Source organism: Desulfomicrobium macestii, from assembly GCF_014873765.1.
Classification (GTDB): Bacteria; Desulfobacterota; Desulfovibrionia; order Desulfovibrionales; family Desulfomicrobiaceae; genus Desulfomicrobium; species Desulfomicrobium macestii.
On record NZ_JADBGG010000008.1, the window covers coordinates 33545 to 50936 of the forward strand.

Consider the following 17392-nt stretch of genomic DNA (forward strand, 5'->3'; position numbering starts at 1 on the left):
TTCTTCAGTCTCGCTTCAGACTCGTCCTGCGGGACCATGAACAGGCACATCCCATGGACCTGCGGAAGTTTCAAATTTGGAAGAATCGTATCATCCTGACGCGACCGGTGTTTCAAATTTGCACAAAAATTCTCATGAAATATTGAGCCCAAGAAGCGAAAGCAAAAAATAACATCTGCGGCAACATCCTGAAAAAGCGGATTTATTTGGATGCCGTGAAAGAATGAAACACGATACGGCAAAGTCGTTGGCAGCAATTTTGCACAAAAAATGAAACAGGCAGCTTGCCAGGAAGGCAAAAACTGCTTTATATATGGTTATCTGGAGGTTTAACATGAAAGGAAAAAGCATAACGAAAAATGGCGTGATTCGAGGATTGTCGCAAAACGAAACGATGCAGCTGTCACAACTGCTGACCCCGATGCAAAAGCAGCGCATCAACGACGGCGACAGTGTCCTGGTCAAGACGGAATATATCGTTGATTCCTGGAAAGAATACTGGCTCGGAAAAGAGCAGGACGAAGAACAGGATTACTAGGCTTCGATATCGTGCTTTTTGAGCATGGCATAAAGGTGCGACCGTGAAAGCCCCGAGACTGCCAGCATCTTCTGAATATCCTTGCCGTGGCTGCCCACGAGCCTGAGCAGATATTCCCTTTCTTTGGACGTTTTGAAGTCCTTCAATGTGGGCAGGGCCTCCTCCACTTCCTCCAACGCTTCCTCCGGCCCCGCTTCCCCATCCGCTCTTCCCTTGCCCAATTTGGTCTTGGCGACCCGAATACGCACCGCCTGAGGCAGGTGCTGGGCATAGACCGTTTTTTCGGCTCCCGAAAGCACAAAAGCCTGTTCAATGGTATTGAAAAGCTCGCGCACGTTGCCGGGCCAATCGTAACGTTTGAGCATCTCGACCAGTTCCGGATCCATCTCTTTGATCGGAATGTTGCGTTGCCGGCACAATTTGTCGATATGGTGACGGGCCAGGATGATCACGTCTTCCTCGCGATCACGCAGGGCGGGCAGATGCAGCTGGATGGTGTTGATGCGATAGAAAAGGTCCTGCCTGAACTCACCAGCCTTGACCATGGCCGCAAGGTCCCGGTTGGTGGCCGAGATGAGCCTGAAATCACTCTCCAATTCCTGATTCGACCCCACCGGCCTGAAGCGGCGCTCCTGCAGGACGCGCAGGAAGGTCTTCTGCGCCGAAAGCGGCAACTCCCCGATTTCATCCAGAAAAAGCGTGCCCTGATCGGCAAGCTTGACCAGCCCTATCCTGTCCCGCGCGGCGCCGGTGAAGGAGCCCTTGGTATGACCGAAGAGAATGCTCTCAAGCAGGGATTCGGTCAGGGAATCGCAGTCCACGACCACAAAAGCGCGCGCCGAGCGCAGGCTGTTGCGGTGGATGGTGCGGGCCAGAAGCTCCTTGCCGGTTCCCGTCTCGCCGGTGACCAGCACGGTGGAGTCCGATCCGCTGGCCTGGGCGATGCGCTCGTAGCACTGGCGCATGACGCTGCTCTCCCCCACCACGTCTTTGAGATCCAGGGCCACGGACTGGCCCATGGCTTTCTTCTCCTCGCGGTAGGCAAGGGCGCGGTTCAGGGTCTCCTTGATCTGCTTGATGGGCGAAGGCTTGACCAGATAGTCCCAGACCCCGCCCTGGATGGCCAATTCGGCCCCGTCGGGATCACCCTGACCGGTCAAGACGATCACGTCAGGCGGAGTCTCGTGGTTGCGAATCTGTCCCAGGGCCTCAAGCCCGTTGCCGTCGGGAAGGCGCACGTCAAGGAAGACCAGATCGAACTCCATGCCGCTCAGCCGCGCCAGCCCGTCTTTGAGCGTATGGGCGGCGTGACACTCGTGGCCAAGGCGAAAAATGAGGCTCTCAAGCGTTTCGCAAACCTGCGGGTCATCGTCGATAATGAGTATCCTGGCCATCATGCATCCTTGTCGAGGACATCGCGGATGGCTCGTCCGACCATGTCCTTGTTGTACGGTTTACCGAGAAAAAACTTGATGTTGCCGGCCTGACCCAGGAATTCCTCGGCCTGCTTTCTCCCCGACACCATGATCACCGGCAGGTCGGGGCGCCGCTCCTGCAGAATCCCTGCAACATCGAAGCCGTTCATGCCGGGCATGTCGTAGTCGGTAATGACCAGATCAAAAGGCAACCCCTCGTCGCAGATGGCGAAAATGGCTTCGGCGGGATTCTGGAAGGGATGCACTTCATAGCCGAGCTGCTCAAGAACACGGGGGATGAGCATCAGCTGATCCTCGTCGTCCTCGATGAAGGCCAGGCGCTCGCTGCCCATGACCAAGGCTCCCGCGCACACGCCGGGCAGGAGGCACAGCTCGTTCATGGTCGGCAGGAGGATGTCGAAGCGGGTGAATCCGGGGGTGCTTGAGAGCCTGATTTCCCCGCCGTGATTGCGCACTATGCCGTGCACCACGGCCAGTCCGAGGCCCGTGCCCTCGCCCTTGCCCTTGGTGGTGAAAAAGGGGTCGTAGATCTTGTCCTGGATGTTCTCGTCGATGCCCGGGCCATCGTCTTCGATGCACAGCCTGCTGTAAATGCCCGGGGCTAGATTGCCGAGCTGCGCGTCGTCGCGGTCCAGCGTCATCCGGCTCAGGCGGATGGAAATATTGCCGCCGCCCTCGCCCAACGCCTGAAACGCGTTGGTGGCAAGATTCATGACTATCTGATGAACCTGGGTCGGATCGGCAAGGCAAAGGGGCAGGTCGTCGTCAATTTCGGACAGGACCATGATGTTGCGCGGCATGGAGACGCGAATCAGCGCCACGGCCTCGCTGACAACCTCGCGCAGGTCCGTGGGCAGAAATCCTTCCTGGGTCGGACGGCTGAAGGTCAGGATCTGCTTGATCAGACCGCTGCCGCGAACGGCGGCCTTGAGGGAGCGCTCAAGATCCTTCCAGTTCAGGCTGTCTTCGGGGATGTCCTCCATGGCAAGCTCGGTGGAATTCATGATGGATGTCAATATATTATTGAAATCATGGGCGATTCCACCAGCCAGCGTGCCAATTGCCTCCATCTTCTGGGATTGCAGCAGCTGCTTTTCCAGATTCATGGTCTGGGTGATGTCCTCGGCCGTACTGAGGATGCCCACGACCTCCCCGTGCGGCCCGTGCAGAGGCACCTTGTTGACCAGCAGCCACATGTTCTCGCCGGCCAGGTTACGGGTCTCAAGACGCAGCCGGAAACGCGGCTCGTCGGTCTCGACCACTTCCTCGTCGAGCCGGGTGATCTGCTCCACCTCATGGGCATAGCTCACAACATCGGCGTATTTCCTGCCAAAAATGGCCGAGAGCTCGGTCTGGCCAACATGGGCCAGAAAATTTCGATTCGCGCCGATGATCCTGAGTTCGCGATCCTTCCAGTGCACAAGCTGGGGGATGGTATCAAGGACCAGCTGCAACATGGCCTCGGAAGCGGCCAGGGCCAGCTCCGCTGCCTTGCGGTCCGTGATGTCCTCGACGAATCCCTCGAAATGGCAGAAATCGTCGTTGCATCCGCGCACGGCACGGGCGTTCAGATTGGCGGTGATGATATCACCCGCGCGGGTGCGGAAAAGAACCTCGAACTCCACGCTGCCCCTGTTCTGCTGATACAGGTCGACAACCCTCTCCCGGTCGCTCTGCTGAAAATACAGGGAGGATATGTTCGGATTGTCCGCGATCAGATCTTCCGGACTCGCGTACCCGAGCATCCTGGCCAGGGCGGGGTTCGCGACCATCCAGGAGCCGTCGGGCGTGGTCTGAAAAATGCCCAGGGCCGAGTTTTCGAAGATGGTGCGGTATTTTTCCTCGGCCGCTCGCAGGTCGTCCTCGGCCTTCTTGCGATCCGAAATGTCGTAGATGACGCCCACTATCCCCGCGTTCTCGCCCTGGGCGTCGGCGTAGGTGGCCTTGTGCAGCACCGCCGAGCGCAAGGAGCCGTCACCGTGCCGGACCTGGGCCTCGTAGGAATCCATGCGCATGTCGAGCAGGGGCGCGAAACGCGTCTCGACCAGCGCCAGCTCCTGGGACTCGAAACCCTTGTCATGCTCCCAACTCACCCCGAACCAGTGCTCGAACGCCCGATTGATGCCGGCGATGGCTCCGCCGCGGTCGGTGAAATAGATGGGGATGGGCAGGGTATCCATGAGGGTGCGCAAGAACGAGAGCTGGTTCTTGATCCGCACCTCGATCTGCTTGCGCTCCCAGATGTTGATCACCAGCAGGATCAGCACCAGCGACAGGATGACAAGGCTGATGATGATGGTCCAGAACTGGTGCCTGTTGATGGAATAGAACGGCGAAGGCTCGTTGATGAGGATGCTGCCCTCGGGCAGGAGCCTGCGGTCGATTCCGAGGCGCATGAGCACGCGATAGTCGAACTTGGGCGGATCGTCGGGACTGACGGATATCTCGATGTCGGCCGGAGATTCCCCATCCAGAATGCGCAGCCCCATCTCGGCCACGGCCTGGCCGTGACTGTAGCCGCTGATCATCTTCCCGCCCACCATGCCGTGCCCGAGCAGGAATTCCCATGCGCTGTACAGCGGAACGCCCGTCTCCTGCCAGACTATCTCAAGCAGATCCTGGGCCGAATACACGGCCTCGCCCACATCCTTGTAAAAGGGGATGAAGAAGAAGATGCTGTCCGGCGAGGCGAAGCGCACCTTTGATATCAGTTCGTCGAGAGAAAACTCGTCCAGAAACTCAACTTCGATTTCAGTGGGCAGGCCGGGGATCTGCGCCCGGACCTGGTTGGCGATGGCCACCCCGGTCATGCTCTGATCGCCGATGACCACCAGGCGTTTCTTGCCCGGATGAAATTTGAGAGCCAGCTCGATGTTCCACGGGACCTCGAATTCTTCCAGCACTCCGGTCATGCGTGAGCGCATGGGCACATTTCCGGCCTCCACATCATTGATCCCGCAAAAAACTATGGGCACTTCGGGAAACAGGTCCTCGCCGTGCTCTGAAATAAACTCATAGGCATTGTTGTCAGACGTGACTATGAGATCAAAATGTGTCGTCTTGAATTTGAATTTATAATAATTAAAAAGTATTTCATTTATCTTCTCTCCTGAATATCTTTTGGAGTCCATATATTCTATCTGAAGATAAATATTCTTTCCACTATTTCTGAATGTTTCGCGCACGCCATCAAATATGCTGTCAGACCATTCATATCCATTATGATATGAATTTATATAGAGCACATTGATTTTTTTTTCATCCTGCCCAAAAGCATGAGGAATGAACAAAAACATAAGCAGGCAAAAAAATATGTTCCGCACACGATCTCCAAAAATTTCAATTCAAAATTGCAACGGTTCAACAAAGACACAGAAATCTTTGATGAACCGTTGCAATAACTTCTATTTTACTGCGTTCAAGTTCTTCAAAGCGATATACAGAGCCTGGGTGCCCATGTTTTCCAATCCCTGCGCCATGGCCGCGACATACAACTGCTCGACCAGGGCGAGGCCGGGCAAGGCGATGCGCATTTTCCTGGCTTCGGCCAGGGCGATGCCCATGTCCTTCACGAAATGCTTGATGAAAAAGCCCGGATCGTAGTCATCCTTGGCGATCCGGCGCCCCAGATTGTTGATGGACCAGGAACCGGCCGCCCCGCTGCCGATGACGTCGATGACGTCGTCCACGTCCAGGCCGGACTTCACGGCATACAGGAGGGATTCCACGACTCCGATCATGGTCCCGGCGATGAGAATCTGGTTGCTCATCTTGGTGTGCTGACCTGCACCTGAATCACCCATGAGCCGGATGTTCTTTCCCATCTTCTCAAAAAGGGGCAGGGTCCGGTCAAAGGCTTCCTGCTCGCCACCGACCATGATGGCCAGGCTGCCGCCGCGCGCACCGAGATCGCCTCCGGAGACCGGAGCATCCAGCGCGGACAGGCCACGGGCCCGGGCCGCCTCGTGAATCTCCTTGGCCAGCGCGGGCTCGGAAGTGGTCATGTCCACAAGCACGCATCCCGGCGCGGCCCGCTCCACCAGACCGCCGTCGCCAAGATAAACGGCCCGCACATCGGCCGGATAACCTACAATGGTAAACACGAACTCCGAATCCACGGCGACTTCGCCCGGGGTTTCACACCACTGCGCACCAGCGGCGATGGTGCTTTCCGCCGAAGCCTTGGTGCGCGTATGGACCTTGACTTCATGTCCTGCCGCAAGCAGGTGCCCGCACATGGAGCGCCCCATGACTCCGATTCCGACCCAGCCTATTTTACTCATGATTCCTCCAGAGTTGATTCAAGATAAATGCCAATTGCCAAAGCAGAACCGCCGTCCAGCTCAGGGCGGACGCGGTCCGGCAAAACAAAAAAAAACAATAAAGAACTGTAATTTCAAAGTATTAGAGTATTATTTGCCAAACAGGAAAAACATACATATAATGAACGATTATTTCGGATTCAAATTAGACCATACGAGGTTGCCATGATCTGCCAGAAATGCGGAAGCGACAGTGTCGCCGAGGAAACCATCTCATATCAGATGGAATGCCGTAACCACTTGTTTTGCTTTGAGGATGTACCAGCACCCAAATGTTCGGAATGCGGACATTTCATCATAACCCAGGAAGCGATGGGCATCATGCTGACCAAGATCGAACAGCTGTCGCAAAAAGCCACCATATCCTATCACAGGTGCAGATGGCCCAAGTCCCAGCTTCTCGACGAACAGGCCCAGCAGGATGTCGAAATTCAGGTCGCCGCGGAACTCGTGGAAACAATCAACAAAAGTTCGCGCAAATAGCACTTCGCGATGCCATCGAAAAAAGCCGCACTTCGCGGCTTTTTTTTGGACTTGCCTCCGACTAAAGTCAACCCCCCCACGCCGCCGATTCTGGCGGTATTTTTTTGCCATCCATACATTGATCAGTGCATTTTCCTCGCCAGAAGTGAGGTATGTATCCGTAAAGGTACTCTGAACGATATCTGCTTCATCCGCATATTCCTTTATTCAACATACGTACTCATCCCGATAGACAAAATCGATTTATTACGGCCGTATTCTGCCCGCCCCAAATTCCGAAAATCCGAAATTAAGCACGAAAAACCCTTAGCACGAGTAAGTAAAAAATACTGCACAATGTCTATTAAAAGAGTGGGTAAAACTATTTATTAACTCTTACAAATGACAAGGGCAATGGTCGGATTTCATTAATTTGGTGGTTGAAGCGAGAAGGAAAAGCACGGAACTCCCCGGACAGTTCAAGCCTTGGGGGGACAAAACGGCAAAGCTCCTGTCCGATTCGTGCAACAAAGACAGAGAAATCTGGATCAAATGCCACCGGTTCTGCCCTGGCAAAAAACAAAGAGAAACGCCCATGACAAAAAAAAGGATTCTGCTGGTCGAGGATGACAGCCTGCTGCGGATGGGTCTCAAATCCATGATCGACATGCACGGCGAATACATGATCGACGATGATGTCGCCACCGGGAAAGAGGCGCTGCGGTCATTTCAAATGAAAAAGCAGGACGTTATTCTGCTTGATTTGCGGCTCCCGGACATTCCGGGTACGGAGGTTCTGCAAAGAATCAGGCAGATCGAGCCGAACGTGAAGATCATCGTGCTCACGGCCAGCGATGACAACGACTTCATCTTCGACGCCCTGGAGCATGGGGCCAACGCCTATGTCCTGAAGGGATCGAATCCGGACGAACTGTTCCTGGCCGTGCAATATGCCTTGGATGACGACTTGTTTATCAGCCCTCACCTGGCCAAGGCCATCGTCAGGGACTATCTCCTTGTGAACAGGCAGCGCAAGGCGCTGCCTCCCATGCAAAACCTCACCGCCCGTGAAAAGGAAATCGTGAGACTCATCATAGACGGCTGGAAAAGCAAGGAGATCGCCGAATCACTCTTCATCAGCATCAAGACGGTGGACAAACACCGCTCCAACATCCTCGGCAAGCTCGGCATCAACAGTTGCAACGAGTTGCGACACGGCAGCCTGTTCCTGCCGGAAGACGAAATTGATACGGGCAGACATTTGAATCGGACCGGATCCTCCAACAAACTTTAAGAAGCCGAGTCCCAAAAAAACGATGGCACAGCAAAAAGTCGAGGGACTTACGAACACAAAGGAGTGCAGGATGATAGAAAGCAAATTGTGCTCTCCCCAAAAATCGGTTCTCGTGGTCGACGATGACGAAATTTGCCGCTGCGTCACCTCCGAAGTCCTGGAGAATCTCGGCCTCAAGGTCGACCTGGCCGAAAACGCCGATCAGGCGACAAGCCTTGCCAAGGCGAACAGCTACGACCTGATCCTGCTCGACTTTCACATGCCGGTCATGAATGGAATAGACCTCGCCCGGCATCTGCAGGACAACGGCGCAGCCACGGAAGACAGAATCTATCTGCTGACCGGCGAGGAACCGGAAGCCATTTTGAAAAAAATGCATGCAGGAAGCTCGCTGCGCATTTTCCACAAGCCTCTGGAGCTCGCCCAAGTCATGTCTTACTTCTCCCCCCGTGAAAACGAAGACCCGATCGGAGCGGCCACCTACCATCCCCTGAAGATCACAGGGTTCGACATGTCCCACGCCCTGGCGAATTTCCTGGGGAACGAATCCGCGTTTTTCAACGTATTGCGCGAGTTCCCCGCCTACGGAGCAAAATTCATCTTCGAATATTCAACGCACCTGAAGAACAGGAACATCAAGGAATGCATGCGCCTTGCCCACAGTCTCAAAGGGTCCTCGCTCATGATCGGCGCCACGGAGATAAACATGCTGGCAAAGGCTCTCGAATCGGCATGTCATGGCGCATCGGACATGCAACGTGTCGGGGAGATCTTCGAAAAAATGGAAGCAAAAATCCTTGAAGCCTCGGAAAGCATCAAAAAACATCTTCAAGACCACAGCGCGTAGCCATTCATAAAAAAGAGGGCCGGCCAAACACACGGTTGGTCAGCCCCACTCCAGCAACATCTCGCGGACCCTCGGGTCCGCCTGCTTTTTCATGCCCCGCCCAAGGCAAGATCCGAGACAGCTAAACCGGGCGCTCCATTCGGAAAAGGCGCACTCCCGCAGGATGATCCTCAAGCCTGAGGCCCATGGCGGCCAATTTTTCGCGCAGCGCATCAGCCTGGACAAAATCCTTTGTCTTGCGGGCTTCCTCGCGCCGGCCGACCAGATCCGCGGCCTCAAGCGGCCAGGATTTTTCAGCCAGCGGCAGGCGCGAATGATCCAGAAAGCCAAGCACCCGGTCGCAGGCCAGAAGCTGCTCGGCCACCAGTGCGGCTTCATCCGCGCTCATCTTTCCGGCGCGGGCGTTGACGGACTTGGCGAAGGCGAAGAGCGTCGGCCAGAAGTGGGCCAGATCGAGATTGTCGTCGAGCGCCGTGGCAAAAGCGGTTTTCAGGTCGTAAATAGCCTGCTCAAGCTGCGGGGAAACGCCCGTTCCAGCACCGCCAAGGGAAGCCGATACGTAGGCGTCCTGCAGCCGGTTCTGGTTCTTGACCCACATGACAAGGCTTTCCGGCGAATAGGCCAGGGATTTGAGGTAGGAGGCGGACAAGAGCCACAGCCGCAGGGCAGGTCCGGTGCCCGCGACGGCGAGGACCTCGGTGAGCGACGGCACCGTATCGCCCTGTTCGCGCGGGGTCACGGGCTGGGACACCATCCAGGCCATGGGCCGCACTCCGGCCCCGGCGCTCCAGATGGCGCAAAAGTTGTCCATATGCGGAAAACGGTGCGACTCGGCGGCAAACATGACCGTGACCGTGCCCAGAGCGTCCAGGGCAGTGGCGGCCAACTGCAGAAACCAGCTCGGGCGGACCTTGCCCCATTCGGTCTCGATCACGTCCCCCAGTTTGAGGTCCTGCAAGGTGGCCCGCTTGAGGAGCGTGAAGTCGGCGGGATTATCCTTCACATAGTCAGCCAGATCCACGGTGTAGCCCAGATTCATGCCCGCCGTGTCCACGCACGAGATCTGCCCGTAGGTCTTGTCCCGGGTCACGTCGAAATAGACGGACCTGAGTTTCTCGTAGGCCTGACCCTTGGCCAGCAGCTTGCGCGCAAGGCCCAGGGCGCGTTCCTGACTGGCTCCGGCCAGGGGAAAGAGTACGGTATCGGAAACGCCCAGCGCCTTGGCCTGGGCGAGCATGAACTCCCGCGCCCTCTGCCCGAAGTCCTGCAAACCGGCCTTGGCTTCCCGGGCCGCCGCCAGGGCGCGATCGTCCATGTCCGCGAGACCCACGGCCAGACGCACGTTCTGCCCGCGCTCAATCAGGGCCTTGGCCAGCACGTCCAGCCAGACAATGCGCCGCCAGACATCCAGCTCACCCAGGTCGTCAAGGCTCGGTCCCGGCGTGAACAGCGCGTGTCCGCCTGCCGGACTGCCCAGGCATTCGAGGCATCCGGTGGCCACGCTGCGCACCCCCAGACCATGCCGGGCCAGCGGTGAAAAAAGCGTGGTCGAGAGATAGCGCTCTCCCGTATCCGGACAGATGAAGACAATGAGCCCCTCTTTTCCGGCCTCGTCCAGTTCCCTGGCGATGCGCAAGGCTCCAGCCAGGGCCGCGCCCGCGCTCATTCCGGACAATATCCCCTCTTCCCGCGCCAGTTGCCGCGAGCAGGCGAAGGCCTCCTCGTCCTCGACGTGGATGATCCGGTCCAGGGCACGCTTGTCGTAAATTCCGGGAGGATAGGATTCCTGCATGTTCTTGAGGCCCTGAATCTTGTGCCCGGCGTAGGGTTCGACCGCGACAACCTCAACGCCTGGAGCGCTCTCTTTCATGCGCTTGGCGATACCCATGGCCGTCCCCGAGGTGCCAAGGCTTATGACCACATGGGTGGCCCGGCCTTCGGTCTGCTCGATGATTTCCCGGCCCGTGCCCATGTAATGAGCCGCTATGCTGGCCGGGTTGTTGAACTGGTCCATGAGCACATAGGTCTGCGGCTCTTCGCGCGCCAGCCGGTATGCTTCCTCGATGGCGCCGTCGGTGCCGAGACGGCCGGGAGTCAGACGCAGTTCCGCCCCGAAGGCGCGCATGATGCGCTTTCGTTCCTCGGAAGCGGAATCTGGCATGAGCAGGGTCAACCTGTAGCCCTTGACCGCGCAGACCATGGCCAGTCCGACTCCGGTGTTCCCGCTGGTGGCCTCGATGACGATCTTGTCCGGGGTCAGTTCCCCCGACGCCTCGGCCGCCTCGATCATGGCCAGAGCCACGCGGTCCTTGATGGACCCGCCGACGTTCTGGGCTTCGAGCTTGGTCGCCAGGCGAATGCGCGGATGAGGAAAGACGCGGTTCAGAAAAACTATGGGAGTGGCCCCGATAAGAGAGAGAATGGTCGGATGAATCATGGAAAAACCCTGCTGATGGATTGAACGCAAGGGCGCAAACCTAGGGTAAAACCCGTTTCCGGGCAAGGGGCGGAACATGCCCGGGCCGCTCTCACCGTCTCACCGGTCCCTGACTCGCGCGGCTGCGGCGGTACTCCCCTTTTTAAAAACAATCCCAATGATTTAACACTATTGTCAATCGGCCCTCGACAATATTGCATTTTTGCGGCCTTCGCATGGTGGCGGAGCGGACTGAAATCCTTAAAAAATCATATATTTCCGATATTTATAAAAATAACCACTCTGGCCTCTTCCTTGCTTAACAGGCTTGGCCACGTTCCGCTCCCGTTGCGCAACCTCCCCGGCCAAACGAGGTGTAACTGCAAAAAGCCGTCATCTCCTTGAAGGATTGAGACATTTTTTTTGACTTTAACTCACTGAAAAAATTTGACTTTCCGCCTTCGCGAAAATGACATCGAGGCTCATTCGCGACAGATTGCAGTGGAGTCAAACAAGACAAGGCAGCTCGATAATGGAAAAGATAGACCTCTTATGGATACTCATCTCGGCCTCGCTGGTATTCCTGATGCAGCCCGGATTCATGTGCCTGGAATCAGGGCTTACCCGCTCGAAAAATTCCATCAACGTCGCGATCAAGAATTTTGCCGATTTTGTACTATCGGCGGCCGTGTTCTGGGTGCTGGGTTTCGGACTGATGTTCGGGCATCTCTCCTGGGACCTTTTCCACGTTCCGGACTTCAGCCCCGCCACCAAGGACTCTTCAGGGTTCTCGGCGGCCTTCTTCTTTTTCCAGATCATGTTCTGCGGCACCGCCACGACGATCTTTTCCGGAGCCGTGGCGGAACGCATGCGCTTCGTGTCGTATCTCATTGTCGCGCTCATCTTTTCCGTCCTCGTCTACCCTCTTTACGGACATCTTGCCTGGAACGGACTTGACGCCGGACAACTGACCGGATGGCTGGGCGAGCGCGGCTTCGTGGATTTCGCCGGATCCATGGTCGTTCACGGCGTGGGCGGATGGCTGGCCCTGGCGGCGCTGATCGTAATCGGACCACGCAAGGGGCGCTTCCCCAAGGACGCCCCCCCGCGAGAGATCAACGCAGGCAACCTGCCCCTGACCGTGCTTGGCGCTTTTTTGATCTGGCTGGGCTGGTTCGGCTTCAACGGCGGATCCACCCTTGCACTCGATACGACCGTGCCCGGTATCATCGTGAACACCGTACTGGCCGGTGTCGCCGGAGGAACGAGCAATCTGCTTCTTGGCTGGCTGACAAGCCGAACTCCGAAAATCACCTATCTCGTCAACGGCGTCCTCGGCGGGCTGGTGGCCGTGACCGCAAGCTGCCACGCCGTGGACAATTTCGCAGCCACATGCATAGGCCTCGTGGCCGGTGCGGTTTGTCTGGGCTGCGAAACCCTGCTCACGCGCCTGCACATCGACGACGCCGTGGGCGCAGTGCCGGTGCACCTGGGTTGTGGGATCTGGGGCATACTTGCCGTGGCCGTCTTCGGCGATCCGACCGCGCTGGGCACGGGGCTGAGCATGCCCGATCAGCTCTGGATCCAGTGCGTGGGCATTTTCATCGCTTTTGTCGTCGCTTTCGCGCTGCCGCTGGCCCTGCTCAGATTCATCGATCCCATATTCCCCTTGCGCGTGGCTCCCGAGGACGAAGAGACCGGTCTGAACGTCAGCGAACACGGCGCACGCACGGATATCCACGATCTTTTCGAGATGCTCGACAGACAGGCCGCCACCCGGGATTTCAGCCTGCGCGCCCCCGAGGAACCCTTCACGGAAGTCGGGCATATCGCCCACCGTTACAATCACGTGCTGGACGCCCTGAACGACGCAGTCTCCAAGACCGAAGCCATTGTCAAAAGCGCCGCCGACGCGATCATCGTCTTCACCACGGACACCCTACGCATCATATCCGCCAACCCCGGAGCGAGCCTCATCTTCGGATATTCCGGCGTGAATCTGGAACAAATGTCCATTCCCGACCTCGTGCCTGTCCAGAACCGCTCCGGCTCGGCCGACGACTCAAGCGAATCCGCCCTGGCGCACGCCCTGCGCTCCCGAAACCAGGTCGAGATCACGGGACGCCGGGCTGACGGCTCCCCGGTGACCCTTGAGGCGGTGGTCAAGCAGTCGAGCGGACGCCAGGGAGACTTTTTCATCGGCACGTTCCGCGACATCTCCGAACGCAAACGCTACGAGAACGAGCTGCGCAAGGCCGAAGAAAACTTCCGGGGCATCTTTGAAAACGCCGTGGAGGGAATTTTCCGGACCACCACGCAGGGACGCTATCTGCAGGCCAACCCGGCACTGGCAAAGATATACGGGTTCGAAAGCCCGGCCGAGCTCATGCGCCACTACGACGACATCAGCCGCCAGCTCTATGTCGAAGCCGGGCGCAGGGAAGAGTTCATCCGGACGCTGGAGGAGACCGAGGCGATTTTCGATTTCGAATCGGCCATCCGTCGCAAGGACGGCTCCATCATCTGGATTTCGGAGAATGCGCGGGCCGTGAAGGACGCGACGGGACATGTCGTCTGCTATGAGGGTACGGTCATGGACATCACCCAGCGCCGCGCCATGCAGCAGGCCCTGGACCGGCAGATGGCCCTTTTCGGACAATTGTTCGAGGATTCCCCGCTGGCCATCGTCTTGGTGGATACCGTCGGCCGCATCGTCGAGGTCAACGGCGGCTTCGAGAACCTTTTCGGCTACCGGCGCGGCGAAATTCTGGGCAAGGACAACAGGATCTTCATCGTACCCGAGGATCAGCTGTCCGAGGTCAACAGCGTCCGCCAGCGCATCCTGGAAGGTGAGACGGTGCAACGGGAATCGCTCCGGCGAACCCGCCGGGGCGAGGTCATCCCGGTCAACATCCTGGGGCATCCGGTGCGCATCGGCGGCGAGATCACCAACATATTCTGGATCTATCAGGACATCTCCGAGCGCAAGGAATTCGAACGGCAGATCACCCATCAGGCCTTCCACGACTCCCTGACCGGCCTGCCGAACCGCTCCCTCTTTCGGGAACGCCTAGGACGCGCCGTGGAGAGAACAAAGAGACGCCCCGACTATCATTTCGCCGCCATGCTCATCGATCTGAACAAGTTCAAATGGGTCAACGACTCCCTCGGGCATCAGGCCGGCGACGCCCTGCTGGTGGAGATCGCGTCCCGCCTGAATTCCTGCGTGCGCCGCGTGGACACGGTGGCCAGGCTTGGCGGAGACGAATTCGCCGTGCTGCTTGAGGAATTCCGGACCAACAAGGAAGTCATCGCAGTGGCCAACCGCATCCAGAGCGAGGTGCGACGCCCCTTTCTCTGGAACGGAAAGGAGATCGTCTCCGGGGCCAGCGTGGGCATCGTGCTGCAGACACGCGACTACGGACGGGCCGAAGACATCCTGCGGGATGCGGACATAGCCATGTACAAGGCCAAGGAGCGCGGACGGGGACATCTGGTTTTTCACAACCGCATGCGTCAGGAGGTGCTGGAGGTCATCAACATGGAGAACGAGCTGCGGCGAGCCATCGAAGAAAATGACCTGGAGCTCCACTATCAGCCAATTATCGATGTCGAGGAAGGAAAACTCGAAGGGTTCGAGGCGCTCGTGCGCTGGCGCCATCCGGAACGCGGCATGATCATGCCCGACCGCTTCATCCCCCTGGCCGAGGAATCCGGGCTGATCGTGCCCCTGGGGCAGTGGGTGATCAACGCGGCCTGCAGGCAGCTGAAAGTCTGGGATGACGGGAGCGGGTCCGCCGACTACGGCCTGACCATGAGCGTCAACCTCTCGTGCAAGCAGTTCGCCCAGCACACCCTGGTCGAGATGATTTCAAGAGCGCTGCGCGAGAACGACATCGCCGCGCCACGTCTGAAACTCGAAATCACCGAAAGCGCCATCATCCTCGACCCCTCCGCCGCGGCGGAAAAAATGCGCCGCTTGAAGGAGCTCGGAGTGCTTTTGGCCGTGGACGATTTCGGCACCGGCTACTCTTCCCTGAGTTACCTGCGCCAGTTCCCCATGGACATCCTCAAGATCGACCGCTCCTTCATCAGCGGCACGGATACGCCCAAGGAAAACGCCGAGATCGTCCGCTCCATCGTGGACATGGCCCACAGCCTGGGCCTCAGAGTGACCGCCGAAGGCGTGGAGACGCAGGAACAGCTTGACCGCCTGCAGTCCATCAACTGCGATCGCGCCCAGGGCTACATGTTCTCAAAACCCATGATTCCAGACGATGCCGGGGAGATGATTCGCGCGGCAATTTTAGAGGAAGGCTCGAACTGAAGTCGGGAAAGAAAGAGGGATTGAATCCTTTAATCGCTTCCACCAACTCTCAGCAAATGCGCTCCTGCGGGGCGTCATACCCATGGTCATGGCCGCTAGCTTACCGGCTCATCCTCCTACAGGGCAGGACTACTACCTACGTAGCTGCAACCCCTTGAAATTATATCTTGTGTCATCTTCGCTCTGTGCGCTACAGGCTTGAAAATTTTATCGCCAAGAGATCAGCGCATTGTGCCGCCCATGACGTCTTGCTCCATATCGTTAAAAATTATTAACCAAGTAGGTTAATCATAATTGACGGAGGATGATTTTGGATATATTTTTCAAAAACAAAAAGCTTGCAAAGGAATTTAGCGAAGGGGCGCGCCTTGAAAGACTGCACGGAGTTCAACGAGCTCGAAAAATTCGTCTACGAATGGGCGAGTTTCGAGCCGCAGCTTGTCTCATGGATTTCTGGCCGCCCAAAAGTGGACCCGGTCGATGCCACGAACTGGCGCATGGCAAGCGTAACGGTCAGCTTTCCGTAGATTTGGATCATCCCTATCGTCTGATTTTTTCTCCCGCCCATGATCCGATACCCACGCACGAGGATGGCGGTCTGGACTGGTCAAAGGTGGCCGCCATCGTGATTTTGGGAGTGGAGGATACCCATGAATAACGTACAAAATAACAAATTTATACCGGACTATCTCGTTACGCCTGGAGAGGTGCTGGCAGATTACCTTGATGATTTGGGCATGACCCAGGCCGAGCTTGCGGATCGAACAGGCTTGACCAAAAAAACCATCAACGAAATCATCAAGGCCAAGGCGCCCATAACTCCTGAAACGGCCTTGAAATTCGAACGCACACTGGGGCGCCCGGCCCACTTTTGGAGCAACCTGGAACGCCACTATCAAGACGACCTGACGCGACTTGCCGAGCAGCGGCGCATGGCGTCGTATCTGGAATGGCTCAAGCGGGTGCCGGTTTCCACCATGGCAAAGCTGGGCTGGATTCCCAAGCTCAAGGATACGTTCGAGCAGCTCGACGCGGTGCTGTGCTATTACGGCGTGGCATCTCCAACGCAATGGCAAACAGTCTGGAGCGAATATCAGGTTGCCTATCGGCAGACTGCCAGATTCGAAGGGTGCGCGGAGGCCGTTTCCGCATGGCTCCGGCAAGGGGAAATCCAGGCTCAACGCATCGAGTGCGCCCCTTTTGATCGCAAGCGTTTTCTGGAGGTTCTTGACCTCATTCGCACCCTGACCACTGCCCCTCCCAATGTTTTCACGCCCCAACTGGTTTCCCTTTGCGCTTCCGCGGGAGTGGCCGTGGTTTTCGTCCCGGAACTGCCGAAGACAGGCACTTGGGGGGCTACCAGGTGGCTCGGAGATCGCGCGGTAATCCAACTCAGCCTACGCTATAAAAGCGATGACCATCTCTGGTTCACCTTTTTCCACGAAGCCGGACACATCCTCAAGCATGGCCGCAAGACGGTGATCATAGAAGGCAACGGGCTCGATGACGAGAAAGAAAGGGAAGCTAACGCCTTTGCCAGAGACAGACTCATCCCACCGGCCGAGATGCGACGGCTTGTCAAGGCTGACAGTCTGTCGGCATCGGATATCAAAACCTTTGCCGCAGAAATCGGGATCGCTCCCGGCATTGTCCTTGGACGCCTGCAACACGACGGGATAATTCCCTATAAGACGGGTCTTAACAGCCTGAAGATGTTTTATCGGTGGAAAAGCGCGGATGATGAGTGATG

11 protein-coding genes are annotated in these 17392 nt (G+C 57.2%); 7 read left to right on the plus strand and 4 right to left on the minus strand.

Features of this window, described 5'->3' with window-relative positions; translation table 11 throughout:
- The first annotated feature begins 334 nt into the window (after nucleotides 1-334).
- Nucleotides 335-538, plus strand: a complete 204-nt coding sequence (locus H4684_RS06880; RefSeq protein ID WP_092193861.1) for a hypothetical protein — start codon at nucleotides 335-337, stop codon at nucleotides 536-538.
- Here the strand turns inward: H4684_RS06880 and H4684_RS06885 are convergent.
- The 3 genes from H4684_RS06885 to H4684_RS06895 all read right to left on the minus strand — a co-directional run bounded on the left by H4684_RS06885 (nucleotide 535) and on the right by H4684_RS06895 (nucleotide 6257).
- Nucleotides 535-1932 carry a sigma-54-dependent transcriptional regulator gene (locus H4684_RS06885; protein WP_192623257.1) on the minus strand — a complete coding sequence of 466 codons (1398 nt, stop codon included), beginning with the start codon at nucleotides 1930-1932 and terminating at the stop codon, nucleotides 535-537. The two genes, H4684_RS06880 and H4684_RS06885, sit on opposite strands and share 4 nt — an antisense overlap.
- Complete coding sequence (locus tag H4684_RS06890; RefSeq protein ID WP_225940305.1) at nucleotides 1932-5270, minus strand: hybrid sensor histidine kinase/response regulator; 3339 nt, start codon at nucleotides 5268-5270, stop codon at nucleotides 1932-1934. The genes H4684_RS06885 and H4684_RS06890 overlap by 1 nt, the downstream gene beginning before the upstream one ends.
- 108 nt (nucleotides 5271-5378) lie before the next feature.
- The gene (locus H4684_RS06895) at nucleotides 5379-6257 is read right to left on the minus strand and encodes an NAD(P)-dependent oxidoreductase (protein WP_192623258.1); all 879 of its coding nucleotides are present in this window, start codon (nucleotides 6255-6257) and stop codon (nucleotides 5379-5381) included.
- 204 nt (nucleotides 6258-6461) lie between these two features.
- Between H4684_RS06895 and H4684_RS06900 the strand changes: the two genes are divergently transcribed.
- The 3 genes from H4684_RS06900 to H4684_RS06910 all read left to right on the plus strand — a co-directional run bounded on the left by H4684_RS06900 (nucleotide 6462) and on the right by H4684_RS06910 (nucleotide 8899).
- A complete protein-coding gene (locus tag H4684_RS06900) occupies nucleotides 6462-6779 on the plus strand; it encodes a YgiT-type zinc finger protein (protein WP_092193865.1) in 318 nt (105 codons plus the stop codon).
- 574 nt (nucleotides 6780-7353) lie between these two features.
- A complete protein-coding gene (locus tag H4684_RS06905; RefSeq protein ID WP_092193866.1) occupies nucleotides 7354-8052 on the plus strand; it encodes a response regulator in 699 nt (232 codons plus the stop codon).
- Between the two features lie 70 nt (nucleotides 8053-8122).
- Nucleotides 8123-8899 carry a response regulator gene (locus tag H4684_RS06910; RefSeq protein ID WP_192623259.1) on the plus strand — a complete coding sequence of 259 codons (777 nt, stop codon included), beginning with the start codon at nucleotides 8123-8125 and terminating at the stop codon, nucleotides 8897-8899.
- A gap of 121 nt (nucleotides 8900-9020) precedes the next feature.
- Here H4684_RS06910 and H4684_RS06915 read toward each other — a convergent pair whose 3' ends face one another.
- Nucleotides 9021-11336 (minus strand): cysteine synthase, encoded by a 2316-nt coding sequence (locus H4684_RS06915; RefSeq protein ID WP_092193868.1) that lies wholly within the window; start codon nucleotides 11334-11336, stop codon nucleotides 9021-9023.
- Between the two features lie 511 nt (nucleotides 11337-11847).
- Between H4684_RS06915 and amt the strand changes: the two genes are divergently transcribed.
- The 3 genes from amt to H4684_RS06930 all read left to right on the plus strand — a co-directional run bounded on the left by amt (nucleotide 11848) and on the right by H4684_RS06930 (nucleotide 17390).
- The gene (gene amt, locus H4684_RS06920) at nucleotides 11848-15642 is read left to right on the plus strand and encodes an ammonium transporter (protein WP_192623260.1); all 3795 of its coding nucleotides are present in this window, start codon (nucleotides 11848-11850) and stop codon (nucleotides 15640-15642) included.
- 310 nt (nucleotides 15643-15952) lie between these two features.
- Nucleotides 15953-16300 carry a type II toxin-antitoxin system RelE/ParE family toxin gene (locus H4684_RS06925; protein ID WP_092193914.1) on the plus strand — a complete coding sequence of 116 codons (348 nt, stop codon included), beginning with the start codon at nucleotides 15953-15955 and terminating at the stop codon, nucleotides 16298-16300.
- On the plus strand, nucleotides 16293-17390 hold the full coding sequence (locus H4684_RS06930; RefSeq protein ID WP_192623261.1) for a HigA family addiction module antitoxin: 1098 nt from the start codon (nucleotides 16293-16295) through the stop codon (nucleotides 17388-17390). The genes H4684_RS06925 and H4684_RS06930 overlap by 8 nt, the downstream gene beginning before the upstream one ends.
- Nucleotides 17391-17392 lie beyond the last annotated feature (2 nt).